The organism is Xylanibacter brevis ATCC 19188 (assembly GCF_000621725.1).
GTDB classification, from domain to species: domain Bacteria; phylum Bacteroidota; class Bacteroidia; order Bacteroidales; family Bacteroidaceae; genus Prevotella; species Prevotella brevis.
Map to the genome: position 1 here is coordinate 1 of NZ_JHXM01000011.1, position 16,918 is coordinate 16,918.

Sequence of the window (16,918 nt, forward strand, 5' to 3'; positions counted from 1 at the left end):
GTCACCTTGAAGGCACCGATGCCGTCGAGCACCACGCGACCACCCTGAATGAGCTTCTGGTTCATCACCTCGCTCAGCTCGCAGAGCACGGCCTTCACGTCAGATTTCTTGACAGATGCGTTGCGCTGGATCTCGTCTGCCAGCTGGTCGGTGGTCACGGTCTCGCTCACCACGGCACGTGCGTACCACTTGCCAAACATCTTTGAGTTTTTCACTACGTTCTGATACTTTTTGAATCGCATAATTTGTGTGTGTTTTTAATGGTTAATACTTCCGCCTTTGGGCGTTTTTTTGTCTCGTTACTCTTGGCCTGCAGAAGTGGTGCTTTTGGGCCCTGATAGCGCCACTTTCATCTCTCAGCCGGCGCCCTTTGGCGGAGTGGGGGTGTGTGATGTTTTAATTCACGATGCAAAGATACAACACTGGTTTTGCGGTTTACGAATACTTGGGCAAGAAATCGAAAAAAAATATGGGGAGGGCAACTTTTCTAGGGTAGTACAAAAGCGCTGCACTGTTGCAGTGTTGCAGTTCTCGAAAGGGAGTGTATATACTCGAAAAATACTTCTATATTTATATATAAATATAGAGTTAAATTTTGATATATACAGTATTTGTTTTTATAACTGCAACGCTGCAACGCTGCAACACGAGTGTACTTCCCTAGAAAAAGTTCTTGGACGAGCCAAGCGGCAAGAAAGCCGAGCGGAATGGTTTTTAACTTAACTCTGCCATAGATTGAATGTCTGTACGGGCCTTAATCCTTATCCCTGGCAGAAGTTGAATAATTCTCTCTTAACCCTTGTTTTTGTTGAATAGGCTCCGCGGAAAGCTGTTCAATCATATTCAGGGTTTGCGGTGTGTCTTTTCCTGTATAGTGTTGACTCCCTCAGAGCCTTGATTTGTTACTGTTTTGTTAATTACTGTTTATTATACTGATAATCAAGACAAGCAAAATCATCAATGACATGGTAAAAGTACAAATATAATCTGAGAAAATCACCGCTTTTGGCGGAATATTTTTCGTTTTGGACAAATTCGACTCTATTCTGTCCTCTGTGATAGACTCACACTTAGGACTTCGGAACATACACGGGGACGGTTCTTTCGTTATCACAGCACGATAACAAAAGAACCGTCCCTCTGTTATGAAATATATATCACCAGATCTGCACGCGCTTCTCTGGTGCGAGATAGAGTTTCCCGTCAGTCACGTTGAAGAGTCTGTACCAGTCGTCGAAGAGTGTCACGATGACATTGACGCGGTTTTGGGGGATTGAATGGACGTCAGTCAGGTACAACACCTTCTTTTTGGCAAGGGTGGGATATTCCAGCCACAGTTTTGCATAGTGCAGGAAGAACTCCTGGCAGGCATAGTCGAGGGCAGCCCCCTGAAGCCCCTCATCCATTTTCTTCTGCTTGAAGAGTGAGTAGGCCAGCGTCATGCCGCCGTAGTCGGCCATGTTCTCCCCCAGCGTCTTTTTGCCATCGGCCGGCTGTCCGGGGTAGGCCTCCATACGGTTGTAGAGCGCAATCATCTCCTGCTGCTTGGCCTCGAACTTCGCTTTGGATTCTGATGACCACCAGTTTCTCAGGTATCCCCGTTCGTCATACTTTGCCCCATTGTCATCGAAGCCGTGGGTCATCTCGTGGGCGAAGACTGTAGCGGCAACGTACTGGGTGTATTCATCATCGGCAGGGAACAAGCCTTCACTGATGAATTGCGGCAAGATGATCAGACAGTTCATATCGGGAGCATAAGAGGCGTTCCGTACGCTATAATCGCTTTCATAGTCGATGATGGCGCGGACATGCTGCTCAACTTTTCCGCACATGTTATGCCTGATGGCTTCATTCTGCGCTATGATGGACAGGGCGTCCTCGACCAGCGTGTTCCCCTCGTCGAGGGTGAACTCGCCTTCGCTAAGGTTGTCGGGCACGCCGACAAAGAACTGCATGGCCTCCAGTTTCTTCAGTGCCTCCTGGCGCGTGGCGTCGCTCAGCCAGTCGAGCGTTTCGATGCGCTGTCGGAACAAGGTGCGCAGTTTCTCCAGCATCGTCAGGCAGCGGTCTGCCCCGGCTTGCCCCATCTTCCGTAGTACGTCCGCACTCAACTTGTTCATCAGGAAGGGGCTTGTCTGTTTCAATGTCGCTACGATTTCACTCTTGACGGCTCCTTCGCTTTTACCGGCATAAGTAGCCTTCATGTAGCTGAATACGCTCATGACGGCATAGTATCTCAGGTAGTCGTAGCAGTTGTCCATCGTCTTCAGCACGGTCGTGATGCCGCCTTTCTGTTCCATATATTTCTTGAAGGCGGGTGATTCGTCGAAGATTGCACCAGCCATCGGATGGAATGCTTCCCACAGCGTCTCCCGGGTGACTTCGTCTTCGACGCCGCCCCCGGCAAGTGTGGCACGACTCCGCGCGAAGCTGCCGGCCTCGGTGTAGTCAGGTATGTCGCGCACGTTCCACAAGCTCTGACGGTCTGAGTCGGAGGTATCGCCGCCACCATGGGCTGTCGCATAAATCAATTGCTCCTCGGCGAGAATCGCGCTGACGCGCTCCTCGAGTTCCGCCTCATAGCCTGCCGCCTTCGTGCGCTCCGGATCTGCCACGTTGTCGATGGTCGTCAGTATGTTCTTGATGTACGATGATTTCAGCAAGTCTGTCATTTTAGTTCCCAGCAAAGCTTCTACCAATTGTGTCTGGATGCCTCTGCTCACTATTTCCTGGCAGGAGTGGGATTGCATATGTATATCCACTTTTTTCGAGAATATGGGATTCAGCCCCTTGTCCTGCAGTTTGCCGATTTCGGTCAGCAGCATGCCGATTCCCGTCGGCTTCTGGATGTCCAGATAGTCGAGTACGGCCTTCACGTCTTCATTCAATGATGGCGCAGGAGCCTCAATATTCCGCACGAGGTGCCGGGCCAGGGGGTTGTCGGAGGCAAACAGGCTCTTTTCAACCTCATTGGTGTTTATTGAATCGTAATACTCCATGTACCCCGGGTCGCCCTCTTTATGTGAATTGAACCAGGTGCCCAGGGCATACATGTAGAAGTCGTCGCCGGGCTTGACGGTCTTGTCCATCAATGCCTCGTTGATGAAGTGGTCTGGCACTACCGGGTTGTCTATTGAATTGTCAACACACGATGTGAATACACTTGCGCCGCAAACGAGGGTGGCGGCGAGCACCCATTTCATGATTCTTTTCATATTGTAACGAACCTTAATTCCGCAGCATTTTAGTTTAACTTCCTTTATAAGTTCCTGGGTAACAAAATATTGCTCAGGATTTTGCTATGTCAGATTTTTCACTTACCTTAGTGCTGCAAATCAAGACAAGCAAAAATTATCAATGGCAAAGATACAACAAAAATCTGAGAAAATCAGCGCTTTTGGCGGAATATTTTTTAGAATCATCGGTACAGGCACTTGATCCGTTCAATGATAGGTGAAACTATACCAAGTGATAGAGACAGTGGAATTGGCATCAAACGTGAAAACTTAAAAGGGACTGCAAAGTCTTATGGAAAAAGGCTTGGAGAAGTATGGATTTTTTTGTAATTTTGCAGGCCAAAAAAAACGAAACTATAGATATTGACTGAGATTCAGAATAGCGATAATAATTGATGCAATCCCTAAAACTTCACATTGTAGGATTCCCTTACCGAAAGAATATTGAGGGGCACGTCAGCGAGTTTCTCTCTGACGCTCCTGGGCATGGCATGACGCTGAGACCACAGAGGAATAACGAGGTGGATGTACATGCCATTCGTGCCTACGACTGGGAGGGCAGGCATGTGGGCTTCGTGTCTTCTGCAGAACTGTCGGCGGCATGGGGTGCTTTGCAGGCTACAGGGCGTAAGTCGCTTCGAGGAACAATCGTGTCTTCCAACATAGAACATCCTTGTGCCATCTTTGAGTGCATGGTTCCTGATGACTATACCCCAGCCGTAGAGTTATATCCGCAGAAGCCTTTCACGGAATGGACGTACAGCGGACCGATGCTCGACTTCCCTGAGGAACTGGATGCGCTGGATTACATGATGGACGAGATAGACGACCGCCTTTATGAGCAGCACGACTGGAGTAAGGACGATTTGCATAACTTCATATTGCTGCTGGAGCGCTTTACGCATGAGTCCATTTACGACATCTCCAGCGAGACTAACGACTATAGACGCAGTCTGTTGACACGCCTTCGCGACACGAAAATACAGTCGCTTCAGACACTGGCCGATGAGCTGAATATGATGAGCGGACGCACGGGACGAGAGACGTCGGGCGGTTGTGTGCTGGACTTCTGGACAAGGGTCATTGCTTCAGAAGAGATGCGAAAGAGTCTGATGGTACACCAGCACCAGTATGATGCGGAAAAGGTGGAGGAGGAACTAAAACTGTTTCCTGACTGCATGTATTACGAATGGCTGCGCGACCGACAGCATTTCGTGTCGAAACTTTTTTATAAGCATATTCCTCGTGAGGTGTTGTGGTGCTTCGTCTCGGGCATTGCCTTCGTGGAAATGAAAAAGGCCATAGATCTGACGAAACAGGCCAAGGAAAGGGAGGAGGCCGACAGGCAGCACGTGAATGTGATTATGACGGGACAGAATGCCTCGTATATAGAGAATCATCAATAACAAAGGACGATGGGACGAAAGATAACGATGACGGGTAGATTTGCCCGATATGAAGAGCATAGAGGGGCTAACACTATGCCCAGTGATGACAGGGATATACGGCTGGAAGGCGAAGAGGCCATATATCGCGAGTATGCCTATCCTAGTAAGAAGGAGCAAGGGGCAGGAGAAAAAGGGCAAGAGGATAGATATAATGAGAGAGGGCAAGAGGAACAGCTGCTGCTTACTGACCATGGGGAATATATTGAGCCTGGCATGAGCGTGGAGGAAAAACTGAGCCCCATTTTCTATAATAACGAGGAGAACGTGAGACAATTCCTTAAGGAGATAAACGGTATGCCTGCTAACGATATCACCGACCTTGTGAACCGCTGGGTGCAGGACAAACGGATTTCAGATTACGGGTATAGTAGAAAGGGGGAACTCTGGGCTATACTCTATGATGAAGGGTTATACGATAAATCCAGACAGAACTGGAACAGGAGAGTCTTTTAGATTCTCCTTTTTTTATGCCTTTTTCTAAGCTTTCTAAGGCCGAAAGTTTCTAGTTTTAGTTTCTAAAAGTTTCAATGAGTTTCTAAAGGTTTCCACCCTTTGGACTTCTAATCCATATCTTTTTTCAGCCCCTTTTTTGTGCCTAACTTTGCAGCGTCGAAAGACAAGAAAACGCGCTCTTTGAGCTTTCGCTCGAAAACCTTGAGCGCTCGGAAGAGCCAGAAAGCAAGCTTTCGCTCTTCACTCGCTGATGCGGTCTTTGACTTATTGATACAGCATAGATAGACAAACAAAAAGAATAAACTTTAAAGGTCGTATGAAGGATGCGACGTAAAACAAACAAATTATGGAAACAAAAATTTTGAAAGTGGTACGCCAGGGCGAGGCCTTTAGCGTACAGAGTTCTAAACAGGAGTCGGGCAGCATTCAGAAGTGCAACATTGTGTTGCGCGAGCTGGGTGGCTCGAAGTTTGAAAACGAGTATGTGTGCGCCATGCTGGGCAATCTGGCGGCGTGCAGGTTCTACGAGGGTGATGTGGTTGCGGCCACCCTTCGTTTCTCTACACACGAGTATCAGGGGCAGATGTTCCAAGAAATTCTTGCTACTGATATTGAACGACTCTCCCCCCGCCCCTCCCTGTAATGGAGGGGAGTGATTAGACCTTCAATAAACAATTCATACATAATAATTATTAATTAGACCAACTAACTATTCCTCCCCATTCAGGGGGAGGCTGGGAGGGGGTCTTTCTGAGTTGAAGTGAGGAGGATATTCTCGAGTAAATGGCCAAAGAATCTGAAACTTCTTCTCGCTTATCAAATTCAGAAATTCTTATGGAAAAGATTATTATTTCTAAAGACAGACAGGTGACGCTTGATGGTCTGATGACCTTGGGCATGTTGGAGAGCGGACTCAAGACGGCAGACTTTCTGTGCTGCGAGGATGTGGAACTGGAGGCGTTCTCGGGAATTTTCAGTGTGCAGGCGATGCGCGATGGCAACATCTATATGCAGCAGAAGCCCAAGCGCATGAAGAACAAGCCAATATACCGCGACGACAACGCATCGTTCACACGCGGCAAGGACGGCAAGTACTATTTCTTCTTCGCCATGGACGAGGAGCGTATCGCAGAACTTCCAGAACAGCTGGTACGCCAGGCAAGTACAATAGCTCAGAAGGTAATTCGAGAACTAATCTGCAACTAAACGGCCATGAGTGTACACATGATTTATTATAAGGATGGGGCGAAGATGATGCGCCCCGTCCGCCAAAGAGAGGAGTATCTGGCACTGCGCAACGGTGGCGAACAGCAGTCCATCGTCAAGGCGGTGCGCGGTGGCGACGACAGCAAAAAGTGCCGCCTGGTGCAAATGAACTACTCGTGTCTGCCCAACGCCGACGGCACGCTGAAAGGCTCTACCACAATGAGCACCACCGTGGGCATGGACATAGACCACGTCGGCATAGAGAAGATGCAGACCTTGCTGACCCACATGCTCGGCAAGAAAGACGAACTGGGGCTCTTGATGTTGGAGAAGAGTGCCCGAGGTGCTGGCTACCACCTGGTGTTCCGCCGCCGTGAAGACCTCTCGCAAGAGGAGAACTTGCGCTGGGCCAGCGAACTGCTGGGCGTGGCCTATGACGACAACGCCAAAGACATCACACGCGTGTTCTTTACTACAACGGCCGATGCCGACGAGCTGCTGTTTCTGGACGACGCCATCTTTGATGCTACGCCAGCAGAATGTCACGAACCGAGGGAAGGCGTTGCAGCGTTGCAGTGCTGCAGTCAGCAGATAGTACACGACCCCGAAGCGATGTACAACGGGGTGTTGTTCAGCGACATCATTGAGAAATACTGGCAATTGTTCAACGACGGCAAAGAGCCCACCGATGGCGACCGCAACGCACTCACCTTTGAGTTGGCCGTCACAATACGTAGCATCTGCGGATACTCAATGCAGAAGATGCTGACGGTGGTGCCCAACTACTGGAATCGGCCCGACGGAACCTGCTCGCAACAAGATTTAGCCGAGTGGCACAAGACCATAGAGAACGCTCTGAAAGAACCCCGCAAGGGCATGCCTTACCGATTGAAACAGGTGCTGCAGGCACTGAAATCACAGGCCGCCGTGAAGGCCTGTGGCGGCACACTGACCGCCCCACCACCGATGCCGAAGAAGTTGCCACCACTGATTCGACTGCTGACGAAAAACGTGCCCTGGTTCTACAAGCCTGCTGTAGCGGGCGCGGTGTTCCCCGCACTAGGTGTTCATCTGCATGGTGTGAAGTTCAGGTATTGGGACAACGTAGACCACGAGCCCACGTTTATGAGCGTACTGATAGGTAGACAGAGCATCGGTAAGGGTACTATTAAAAAGCCTATCGAGTATATCATGGAGGGCATTCGCCAACGTGACATACCCAATCGTCAGCGCGAGGCCGAATGGAAACAAAAGAACCCAGGAGCAAGACAGAAGAAAGACCCGCGACCTAAGGATATCTGCATCCAAATGCTGATAGACAACCTGACCGATGCCGTCTTCAACCAGCGCATTGTGGATGCCAACAACAATGGACAGCGCTTTATCTACACCATGGTGGACGAGATTGAAGCCCTGAAGAAGGTGACGTCGAAGGGCACGGCAGACGAGGTGGGACTCTTGATTCGCAAGGCTTTTGACAATGCCGACGCCGGACAGGAGCGCGTGGGGGCCGACTCGGTATCGGGTATTGCTCCGCTGAGGTGGAACTTCAATGCCTCGACCACACCGCCCAACGCACGTAAGTTCTTCTACAAAATGGTGAACGACGGCACGGTGAGCCGATTGGATATATCGACCATTATACGAACGGACGACGACGATGACACAGCACCCATTTTGGGCATCTACGACCAGAAGTATGCCAAGGAGCTGAAACCTTATATCGACCGCTTGGAGGCTGCCAGCGGACTCATCGAGTGTGCGCAAGCCACGAAGCTTTCGCTGGAAATGAAGCAGGAGAACAAGGACACGGCCAGACTCTACGAGAGCGATGCCTACCGCGTGTTCAGTTATCGTGCCAACGTGATAGCCTGGCTGAAGGGGATGGTGCTCTATGTGGCTCACGGCTGCAAGTGGTCTCGCGAGATTGCAGATTTTGTGCGTTGGAGCCAACAATACAACCTGTGGTGCAAGATGCTGTACTTCGGTCAGCAGTTGGAGCACGAATTGCGCGAAGAGCAGGACATTCAGCGTCAGTCGGGCCCGCAGAACCTGCTGGATCTACTGCCAGACGAATTCACCAAAGAGGAGTATCACCACATGCGCTCACAGCAAGGAAAAACGGGCAGTGGCGACAGCACGCTGCGCTGCTGGCATAGTCGCGGCTACATCGACTACGATGAGGTTTCGGGCCGATATTGCAAGACAAAAGCATATAAGAAAAAGTTTGAGGGAGTTAATAGTTGAAAAATATGATTACCATTGAAAATAACCAAAAATGCTTTGTACAGCTCTGGCTTCAGCTGGAGCGCACAAGGCTGATGCTCTACAGACAATGCAAGCGATACTGCGTGAGGCGAGTGTTGAAGGCGTGGTTTGGCGGTGAGGCTACCGATGATTTTATCTGGCAAATCTGCACACTTAGCCTTCTGACGGGTTGGGATGAGCTCCCGTTGCCATCGCTCTGTCCGCGCCCACATCGGGAGCTACTGCGCGCTATCGTAGCCCACCAGACGGGCATCAGCTACAAAAAGGTTGACCTTTGTGCCCTCGACGCAGCCTATAGCATCGCATTCCCCCATAGCACCCCGCTGAATGTAAACAAAAAGAAACGTAAAAAGTAGCAACCCGTTGCAGTGTTGCAGCGTTGCAGTTATTAAATAAACAAAACTGAAAAACAGTAAAATCAAAGATTTAAAACATATGATGACACCACGAGGATTAAGAAACAACAACCCACTGAACATCCGTCGTTCTAAGGATAAGTGGCAGGGCTTGAGTGCCCAGCAAGAAGAAAAGCCACCCTTCTTTGAGCCGCCTGCGGCGGGAAATTATATAAAATTTGATACAAAATTAAACAGGATTATTTTTTTTTCTACTTGCGAGGAAGAAATAAAAATGAATAATTTTGTTTTTAATTTTGAAAAATTTCCCTGCGAAGCAGGCTAACCTTCCGCACTATCGAAGCAGGCTAAGCTCACAAGCTCCCCTCCCTTCAAGGGGAGGGGCAGGGGTGGGGTCTGTATCTCCATTGGCAGTTAGAACAACACTGACCCCACCCCCAACCCCTCCCCTACATGGGAGGGGAGTGGCTGCGCAAGGTTCAAGCTAAGGAAACAACCGCACAGGTTGAAAAATTTGACTTCCCCTGTCGACCGTCGAGCTATACCTTCCCTGCGAAGCAGGCTTCATTCGGTAGGAGGACTATAACCAATAAACATTAAACAAAATGAGTTTACCAAGAGGAATCAGAAATAATAATCCTTTGAACATTCGTCGGTCTAAGGACAAATGGCAGGGCTTGAGAGCCCAGCAAGAAGAAAAGAACCCCCTTTCTTTGAGCCGCCTACGGCGGGAAATTATATAAAATTTGATTCAAAATTAAACAGGATTATTTTTTTTCTACTTGCGAGGAAGAAATAAAAATGAATAATTTTGTTTTTAATTTTGAAAAATTTCCCTGCGAAGCAGGCTAAGCTCACAAGCTCCCCTCCCATGTAGGGGAGGGGAGTGGCTGCGCAAGGTTCAAGCTAAGGAAACAACCGCACAGGTTGAAAAAATTTGACTTCCCCTGTCGGCCGTCGAGCTATACCTTCCCTGCGAAGCAGGCTTCATTCGGTAGGAGGGCTATAACCAATAAACATTAAACAAAATGAGTTTACCAAGAGGAATCAGAAATAATAACCCTTTGAACATCCGTCGTTCTAAGGATAAGTGGCAGGGCTTAAGTGCCCAGCAGACAGATGCAGCGTTCTGTCAGTTTGAAACAATGGCGTATGGCTGGCGCGCAGCCTTCGTGCTGCTGACGCGCACGTACTACCACACGTATCGGTTGTTTACCATCCGAAACATCATCAGGCGGTGGGCACCGCCAGGCGAGAACAATACGGAGGCTTATATCGCCAACGTGAGCCGACTGACGGGCATCGACGCCAACGAGCCGCTGGGCATTCCCAGCGACCAGCCCGCCCGCTGGATGGCTCTGGCTCTGGCGATGGCTAAACATGAAAATGGCGACAGCGCCGACATCGACACTTTCGCCATGTTGAAAGGGTGGGAAATAAAATAATCTCTAGCAATACTGTCTCAGCGCACCTATCAGCTCGTTGTTCTCATCACGATTGCCGATAGTGATGCGCAGGCAGTTTTGGCACAACTGAACGCGCGTTCGGTTGCGAACAATGATGCCCTGCTCAACCAGATAGTCGTAGATGCGCTGGGCATCGACCACACGCGCCAGGAAGAAGTTGGCATCGGTGGGATAGATCTTCTCGCAAAGGGGCAGGGCCTGGAAGGCCTCTATCACACGCGTGCGCTCGCTCTTGATCAGCTGTACCCAGCGATCCACTTCGTAGGGGTCGCTAAGCACCTTGATGGCCTGCTCTTGAGTCAGGAGGTTGACGTTGTAGGGATACTTCACCTTGTTGAACAGGCCGATGATCTCGGGCGAGGCGAAAGCCATGCCCAGACGGATGGCGGCAGAGGCCCACGCCTTGCTGAGCGTGTTGAGCACAACGAGGTTGGGGTAGCGGGGCAACTCGAAGCGCAGCGGACGCTGCTGGGAGAAGTCGCTATAGGCCTCGTCGACCACCACGATGCCCTCGAACGAGGTGAGCACCTTGACAATCTCGTCGCGGTTGATATCGTTGCCCGTGGGGTTGTTGGGACTGCATATCCAGATGACCTTGGTATGGGCATCGCAGGCAGCCAGGAGGGCGTCGGCCGAGATCTGGAAGTTCTCGTCGAGCAGCACGGGGCGATAGGCTACGTCGTTGATATCGGCACAAACTTTATACATGCCGTAGGTGGGCTCGATAGCCACCACATTATCCTCCTTAGGCTCACAGAAGCAGCGATAGACCAGGTCGATGGCTTCGTCGCTGCCATTGCCCAGAAAGGTATAGTCCACGGGTATGCCCTTGACCTTCTCGATGATGTTTTTCAACTCTATCTGCAGCGGGTCGGGGTAGCGATTGAGCGGACCTCCGTAGGGATTCTCGTTGGCATCAAGAAACACGGAAGCCTTCTTGCCCGAAAATTCGTTTCTTGCACAGCTATATGGAGCCAGGTTCCAGATGTTGCGGCGTGCAAGTTTTTCAAGACTTATCATAATGATATGTGTATTATCCTCTGTAATCTACAAAAAAATACTTCTACTTTAATGCGTTCAGTCTCACGGTCATGGCGTTCTTGTGAGCATCCAGCTGCTCGGCCTCTGCCATCAGCTCCACGGCGTGGCCTATCTGGCGGATACCTTCCTCAGACAGGTGCTGGAACGTGATCTTACGGCAATAGCTGTCCAGATTCACGCCGCTATAGGCGGTGGCATAGCCGTGAGTGGGCAGTGTGTGGTTGGTGCCGCTGGCATAGTCGCCGGCACTCTCGCAGGCATACTGACCCAGGAACACGCTGCCGGCATTGACAACACTTTCGGCCATCTGCTCGTAGTTGGCGGTTTGGATAATAAGATGTTCGGGCGCATAGGCATTAGAGAGTGCCATCATTTCGTCTGACGTCTGCACCAGCACCAGTCGGCTGTTTTCCAGCGCACGGGCGGCAATCTCTTTGCGGGGCAGCAGGTCGAGCTGTCTTTCCACCTCTTGCTGCACCTGGGTGAGCATTGCTTCTGAGGTGGTGACCATCAGCACCTGTGAGTCGATGCCGTGCTCGGCCTGTGAAAGCAGATCGGCTGCCACGAAAGATGCGTTGGCCTGCTCGTCGGCAAGCACGCATACCTCGCTGGGGCCGGCAGGCATATCGATGGCCACATCGCCCATAGACACTTGCTGCTTGGCGGCCATCACATACTGATTGCCTGGACCAAAAATCTTATAGACCTTGGGCACGGACTCTGTGCCATAGGCCATGGCACCGATGGCTTGAACACCACCTATTTTAAATATCTTGCTGACGCCGGCAATGCGCGCAGCCACAAGTATAGAGGGGTTTATCTTGCCTTCGCGGTTGGGAGGCGTACAGAGCACGATCTCTTTGCAACCGGCAATCTTAGCGGGTGCTGCCAGCATCAAAACGGTGGAGAAGAGGGGAGCCGTGCCGCCAGGGATATACAATCCGACGCGCTCGATAGCTACACTCTTCTGCCAGCAGACGACGCCCTCGCGGGTTGTGATCTTACGGCCGGTGAACTGCTGGGCTTCGTGAAACTTATAGATGTTTTCATGAGCCAACTTGATGGCCTGTTTCAGCTCGTCGCTGACCTGTGTCTCGGCCTCGTTGATCTCGGCCTCTGTGACTGCGAGCGACGCCAGCGCTACGTGGTCAAACTGCTGCTCATACTTCCTGACGGCTTCGTCGCCATGCTGGCGCACATCGGCCAGCACGCCGCTGACGGTGGTTTGCAGTTGGGTCATGTCGAGATGAGGGCGCTGACAAATCTCTGCCCACTGTTCTCGCTTTGGATAACGTATAATCTTCATAACAAGATTAGTTTGTGGAATCAAAGAATCATCTTCTCAATAGGAGTGACAAGGATGCCTTGTGCACCCAGGTCTTTCAGCTGGCCGATAATCTCCCAGAAGCGCTTCTGGTCGAGCACGGTGTGAACAGAGCACCACTCTTCGTCGGCCAAAGGAATGATGGTGGGGCTCTTGAGTCCGGGCAGAACATTGATGATTTCATCAAGCTTGGCCTTGGGAGCATTCATCCGTACGTACTTCTTGTCTTCTGCCTGTTTCACAGCCTCAAAGCGGAACAGCATCTGGTTGAGGATGTCGCGCTTCTCCTGGCTCATGCCTGGATGGCCGATGAGCAGAGCCTCACTCTGCATCACAACCTCTACTTCGCGAAGATTGTTGCTGACCAGCGTTGAGCCTGAACTTACAATATCGAAGATGGCATCAGCCAATCCGATACCCGGGCTGATCTCTACACTACCTGTGATAACATGTACATCTGCATGGATATGATGCTCGTCTAGAAAACGATTCAAAATGACTGGATAAGAGGTGGCAATGGTTTTTCCGTTGAACCACTCTAATCCCTGATAGTCGATGTCTTTGGGAATGGCCAGCGACAAACGACAACGACTGAAACCTAATCGCGAGATAATGTCGGCCTCGGCTCCGCGCTCTTGGTATTCGTTTTCACCAACGACACCGATATCGGCAACACCCGTTGCCACGCTCTGAGGAATATCGTCATCTCGCAGATACAAAACCTCTAATGGAAAATTCTGAGCTGAAACCAACAGTGTTCTTTTACTGGCAGTAACCTTGATGTCTGCCTCACTGAGCAACTGCATGGTATCTTCATACAGTCGTCCTTTTGATTGTACTGCAATTCTTAGCATAAGTCTAATTATCTTGAAAAATCGCTCGCAAAATTACTCTTTTTTTTTCTAATATGCAATAAAATATATAATTTTGCACCAAAATTTCAAATAGTTTGAGACTCTTTAGTGTAATTATACTCCTCGTTGGGATGCTTTCTGCTTGTCAACAACAGAAAGACACAACACCGCCTTGGGCTACGAACGAGAACAGCGACAGCCTGTTTGACCTCTCTGAGATTGAGCAGACGGGCGAGCTGATCGCCGTGACCATGAGCGGACCTGACACTTACTACGACTATCACGGTCATCATCTGGGCGTACACTATCTGCTGTGCGAGCAACTGGCTAAGCATCTGGGCGTTGAGCTGCGCATGGAGGTGTGTCGCGACAGTGCGGAAATGATGGGCAGGCTGGAGGCCGACGAAGCTGACATCGCGGTGTATCCTTTCGACAACGACTCGGTGCTGTTTGGATGGCGAGTGGGCAACAACAAGCCTGAACTGATACAGGAACTTGAACAATGGTACAAGCCTGATATGCTGAGCAACATGAGGGCCTACGAGCATCGCCTGCTGACCGAGTCGAGGGTGAGACACAGGGTGTATGCGCCAATGCTGTCGAAGGGGGTCATCTCGCGCTACGACCACCTGTTCAAGCGCTATAGCAAGACCTGCAACTGGGACTGGCGACTGCTGGCGGCGCAGTGCTATCAGGAGTCAACCTTCGACGAGAAGGCGCAGTCGTGGGCTGGCGCAAAGGGACTCATGCAGATTATGCCCAGCACGGCCGACCATCTGGGATTGCCCAGAGACCAGGTGTTTAATCCGGAGAAGAACATCGCTGCCGCAACGCGCTTTCTGCACGAGCTGGAGTCGATGCTCAGCGATGTGCACAACAGAAACGAGCGCCAGAACCTGGCGCTGGCTGCCTATAACGGCGGCATGAACCATGTGCGCGACGCCATGCGACTGGCTGCAAGAGACAAGCGCAACCCGCATGCGTGGAACGACGTAAAGCCTTACATCCTGAAGTTGAGCCAAAGGGAGTACTACCAGGACACACTGGTGCACTATGGCTACATGCGCGGACAGGAGACTGCTGAATACGTAGATAAGATCAGAAAAAGATATCAAATTTATAGACGTTCTATCCGATGAATAATCACATGAAACTAGTAGCAGACAGTGGCAGCACCAAGACGGACTGGGCCATGGGCGGCCTTCGCTTTAAGACCCAAGGAATCAACCCCTTTCATCAAGACGATGAAGCAATACTAAAGATACTGTCGGAGGAGCTGTTGCCACAGGTGAAGGACTACGAGATACAGGAAATTTGTTTTTACGGAAGTGGCGTTCGCCAGGAGTTGGAAGATAAGATGACGGCGGCCCTGAGAAAGGTGTTCCCCAGCGCCACCTTCATCGAGGCGCACAACGACCTGCTGGGGGCTGCCAAGGCACTGTGTGGCGACCAAGAAGGCATTGCCTGCATCCTGGGCACGGGGTCTAATTCCTGCATCTACGACGGGCGCGCCATCGTATCGAATACGCCTGCACTGGGATATATCCTGGGCGACGAGGGTAGTGGGGCCGTGCTGGGCAAGCGCTTCCTGAACGCGCTCTACAAGAACCGTCTGCCAGAACAGCTGAAACGCGAATTTGAGCTATCGCAGCAGATGACGATGGCTGACGTCATAGCGCGGGTTTACAAGCAGCCGATGCCCAACCGATGGCTGGCGTCTTTATCGACGTTTATCAGCAAGCACCAGTCAGAAGAGGCAGTGCATCAGCTCATCGTAGATAATTTCAGCGATTTCTTCCGCTTCAACATCAACCCCTACGACAGGCGCGACCTGCCTGTGTCGGCCGTGGGTAGCATCGCTTTCTATTATGAATCCCAATTGCGCGAAGCCGCAGAAAAAGAGGGCTACGCCATGGGGAAAATCATGCGTAGCCCTATAGATGGTTTAGTATAAGTCCTGATTTAGGGGTTAGACTAAGCCCTGTTGAGGGTTAATCTAAATGGAATAGCTCAGGAAGGGGAATGGTGACAGGCGAGTTATCTGGATTCACCTCCATAATATCTGCCATCATGTCCCACCATTTCTGTGTGATGGGGTCCACGTTCTCTGTGTCCTGCGAGTTGCCTTCCTTGGTGCACTCCTGATAGGCAAACAGGATGTTGGTGTCCTTATCCCAGTAGATACTGTAGTTCTCCACGCCCTGCTCCTTGATCATCTGCTTGAGTTCGGGCCAGATGGCAGCGTGACGTTTTGCATACTCTTCCTCAAATCCCTTCTTGAGGAACATCTTAAAAGCAAATCTTTTTCTCATTGTTTTAGTCGTTTTTTGTTAATGATATATAGTAACCTAGTCGATATAGATTAAATACAGCCAGAACGGGATGCTTCCCGCATAGTATTCTTCGCTCTAACACCCCAAACAGGCGGTGCCAACAGCGAATGAGGGTAAGCACCTGTTTAATGTGTATGCCGTTGACGATGGTGAGCATGCGAGAATAGCCTCGCAGTTCGTCTCTAAAAGAATATAAGGTGCGCAAACTCCGCTCTATCTTTTCCACATAGCAGGCATTGCTCTCGAAGTCCACCATCATGGAGGGGTTGTCGATATGCGAAATGCGGATGCGGTGCTCTTTCAGCGTCTTTCCAAACATCACATCTTCATAGCCGCTTTTCTTGAAGCGCTCGTCAAACGGATGACTGATCATCAGCGAGCGCTCTATCATGAAGTTGGTGGAACGAAACGACTGATAGGGACGCTCGCTGCGCTTCGTATAGTGGTGCATCGGGGCGCAATGGGTCTCGTAGAGACAGCGCAGATTTTGCGTATCTCCCTCTTTGATGCAGATGCCGCCATTGACGACGCCATCAGACGCACAGTCGAGATAGCGGGCGAGAAAGTCTTGACTCACTATCTGCATATCGCAATCCAAGAACAAAAGCCACTGATACTGACTCTTTTGGGCCAGAAAATTGCGCGTGGCAGCACTGCCCGTATTGCGCTCTTTCTCAATAAAGGTGCAGTGGGGAATGGTGTTTATCTGCCTGTTCTGCTCGATGCTCGACACACGAGGGGAGGCATCGTCGGCCACAAGGATCTCGTACGTAAAATCAGGACGACGGGCACGCTCATTTTCACACATAGCAGCCAGTCGTCTCACAATATCAACACAAGCCTCGTTATAGACAGGAAGTAATATGGATATTTCGTTTTTACTCATTTCTTGAGCAAAATTACACAAAAAACCATAAAATGAACAACAAATCA

General features: G+C 50.5%; 17 protein-coding genes. 10 read left to right on the forward strand and 7 right to left on the reverse strand.

The window, feature by feature from the left end:
• The coding region (locus T433_RS0107110) for an HU family DNA-binding protein (protein ID WP_044109432.1) at positions 1–242 on the reverse strand (242 nt) is incomplete at its 3' end.
• 915 nt (positions 243–1,157) lie between these two features.
• Positions 1,158–3,215 (reverse strand): M13-type metalloendopeptidase, encoded by a 2,058-nt coding sequence (locus tag T433_RS0107120; protein WP_027455335.1) that lies wholly within the window; start codon positions 3,213–3,215, stop codon positions 1,158–1,160.
• A gap of 416 nt (positions 3,216–3,631) precedes the next feature.
• Between T433_RS0107120 and T433_RS0107130 the strand changes: the two genes are divergently transcribed.
• The 8 genes from T433_RS0107130 to T433_RS0107175 all read left to right on the forward strand — a co-directional run bounded on the left by T433_RS0107130 (position 3,632) and on the right by T433_RS0107175 (position 10,412).
• On the forward strand, positions 3,632–4,642 hold the full coding sequence (locus T433_RS0107130) for a hypothetical protein (protein WP_155808421.1): 1,011 nt from the start codon (positions 3,632–3,634) through the stop codon (positions 4,640–4,642).
• A gap of 9 nt (positions 4,643–4,651) precedes the next feature.
• Entirely contained in the window at positions 4,652–5,137 is a 486-nt protein-coding gene (locus T433_RS0107135; protein ID WP_155808422.1) for a hypothetical protein, read from the forward strand.
• Between the two features lie 346 nt (positions 5,138–5,483).
• Entirely contained in the window at positions 5,484–5,780 is a 297-nt protein-coding gene (locus T433_RS0107145; RefSeq protein ID WP_027455339.1) for a hypothetical protein, read from the forward strand.
• Positions 5,781–5,971: 191 nt separating this feature from the next.
• Entirely contained in the window at positions 5,972–6,343 is a 372-nt protein-coding gene (locus tag T433_RS0107150) for a hypothetical protein (protein WP_027455340.1), read from the forward strand.
• Between the two features lie 18 nt (positions 6,344–6,361).
• Complete coding sequence (locus tag T433_RS0107155) at positions 6,362–8,590, forward strand: hypothetical protein (RefSeq protein WP_027455341.1); 2,229 nt, start codon at positions 6,362–6,364, stop codon at positions 8,588–8,590.
• Positions 8,591–8,595: 5 nt separating this feature from the next.
• Complete coding sequence (locus T433_RS0107160) at positions 8,596–8,967, forward strand: hypothetical protein (RefSeq protein WP_027455342.1); 372 nt, start codon at positions 8,596–8,598, stop codon at positions 8,965–8,967.
• Between the two features lie 79 nt (positions 8,968–9,046).
• Positions 9,047–9,292, forward strand: a complete 246-nt coding sequence (locus tag T433_RS17025; RefSeq protein WP_027455343.1) for a hypothetical protein — start codon at positions 9,047–9,049, stop codon at positions 9,290–9,292.
• 703 nt (positions 9,293–9,995) lie between these two features.
• Positions 9,996–10,412 carry a hypothetical protein gene (locus T433_RS0107175; protein ID WP_027455344.1) on the forward strand — a complete coding sequence of 139 codons (417 nt, stop codon included), beginning with the start codon at positions 9,996–9,998 and terminating at the stop codon, positions 10,410–10,412.
• Positions 10,413–10,415: 3 nt separating this feature from the next.
• Here the strand turns inward: T433_RS0107175 and hisC are convergent, their stop codons facing one another.
• Genes hisC through hisG form a run of 3 tightly spaced genes read right to left on the reverse strand, consistent with a single transcriptional unit; the run spans position 10,416 to position 13,652 of the window.
• Complete coding sequence (gene hisC, locus T433_RS0107180; protein ID WP_027455345.1) at positions 10,416–11,453, reverse strand: histidinol-phosphate transaminase; 1,038 nt, start codon at positions 11,451–11,453, stop codon at positions 10,416–10,418.
• A 43-nt stretch (positions 11,454–11,496) separates the two neighbouring features.
• Positions 11,497–12,780, reverse strand: coding sequence for a histidinol dehydrogenase (gene hisD / locus T433_RS0107185; protein ID WP_027455346.1), 1,284 nt, complete (start codon positions 12,778–12,780; stop codon positions 11,497–11,499).
• A gap of 20 nt (positions 12,781–12,800) precedes the next feature.
• Positions 12,801–13,652, reverse strand: a complete 852-nt coding sequence (gene hisG, locus T433_RS0107190; RefSeq protein WP_027455347.1) for an ATP phosphoribosyltransferase — start codon at positions 13,650–13,652, stop codon at positions 12,801–12,803.
• 131 nt (positions 13,653–13,783) lie between these two features.
• On the opposite strand from hisG, the gene T433_RS14920 reads away from it, so the two are divergent.
• Entirely contained in the window at positions 13,784–14,791 is a 1,008-nt protein-coding gene (locus tag T433_RS14920; protein WP_052342134.1) for an MltF family protein, read from the forward strand.
• An 8-nt stretch (positions 14,792–14,799) separates the two neighbouring features.
• The gene (locus T433_RS0107200) at positions 14,800–15,606 is read left to right on the forward strand and encodes an ATPase (protein ID WP_027455348.1); all 807 of its coding nucleotides are present in this window, start codon (positions 14,800–14,802) and stop codon (positions 15,604–15,606) included.
• 37 nt (positions 15,607–15,643) lie between these two features.
• Here T433_RS0107200 and rhaM read toward each other — a convergent pair whose 3' ends face one another.
• A complete protein-coding gene (gene rhaM, locus T433_RS0107205; protein ID WP_044109435.1) occupies positions 15,644–15,964 on the reverse strand; it encodes an L-rhamnose mutarotase in 321 nt (106 codons plus the stop codon).
• A 4-nt stretch (positions 15,965–15,968) separates the two neighbouring features.
• The gene (locus tag T433_RS0107210; RefSeq protein ID WP_027455349.1) at positions 15,969–16,871 is read right to left on the reverse strand and encodes a glycosyltransferase family 2 protein; all 903 of its coding nucleotides are present in this window, start codon (positions 16,869–16,871) and stop codon (positions 15,969–15,971) included.
• Between the last annotated feature and the right edge of the window lie 47 nt (positions 16,872–16,918).

Bases quoted from the DNA above. Each gene is read 5' to 3' on its own strand.
- T433_RS0107130 (WP_155808421.1), top strand. From the start codon at position 3,632: ATGCAATCCCTAAAACTTCACATTGTAGGATTCCCTTACCGAAAGAAT.
- T433_RS0107200 (WP_027455348.1), top strand. From the start codon at position 14,800: ATGAAACTAGTAGCAGACAGTGGCAGCACCAAGACGGACTGGGCCATG.
- T433_RS0107175 (WP_027455344.1), top strand. From the start codon at position 9,996: ATGAGTTTACCAAGAGGAATCAGAAATAATAACCCTTTGAACATCCGT.
- T433_RS0107150 (WP_027455340.1), top strand. From the start codon at position 5,972: ATGGAAAAGATTATTATTTCTAAAGACAGACAGGTGACGCTTGATGGT.
- T433_RS0107120 (WP_027455335.1), bottom strand. From the start codon at position 3,215: ATGAAAAGAATCATGAAATGGGTGCTCGCCGCCACCCTCGTTTGCGGC.
- T433_RS0107210 (WP_027455349.1), bottom strand. From the start codon at position 16,871: ATGAGTAAAAACGAAATATCCATATTACTTCCTGTCTATAACGAGGCT.
- hisC (WP_027455345.1), bottom strand. From the start codon at position 11,453: ATGATAAGTCTTGAAAAACTTGCACGCCGCAACATCTGGAACCTGGCT.
- rhaM (WP_044109435.1), bottom strand. From the start codon at position 15,964: ATGAGAAAAAGATTTGCTTTTAAGATGTTCCTCAAGAAGGGATTTGAG.
- T433_RS14920 (WP_052342134.1), top strand. From the start codon at position 13,784: ATGCTTTCTGCTTGTCAACAACAGAAAGACACAACACCGCCTTGGGCT.
- hisD (WP_027455346.1), bottom strand. From the start codon at position 12,780: ATGAAGATTATACGTTATCCAAAGCGAGAACAGTGGGCAGAGATTTGT.
- T433_RS0107160 (WP_027455342.1), top strand. From the start codon at position 8,596: ATGATTACCATTGAAAATAACCAAAAATGCTTTGTACAGCTCTGGCTT.
- T433_RS0107155 (WP_027455341.1), top strand. From the start codon at position 6,362: ATGATTTATTATAAGGATGGGGCGAAGATGATGCGCCCCGTCCGCCAA.
- hisG (WP_027455347.1), bottom strand. From the start codon at position 13,652: ATGCTAAGAATTGCAGTACAATCAAAAGGACGACTGTATGAAGATACC.
- T433_RS17025 (WP_027455343.1), top strand. From the start codon at position 9,047: ATGATGACACCACGAGGATTAAGAAACAACAACCCACTGAACATCCGT.
- T433_RS0107135 (WP_155808422.1), top strand. From the start codon at position 4,652: ATGGGACGAAAGATAACGATGACGGGTAGATTTGCCCGATATGAAGAG.
- T433_RS0107145 (WP_027455339.1), top strand. From the start codon at position 5,484: ATGGAAACAAAAATTTTGAAAGTGGTACGCCAGGGCGAGGCCTTTAGC.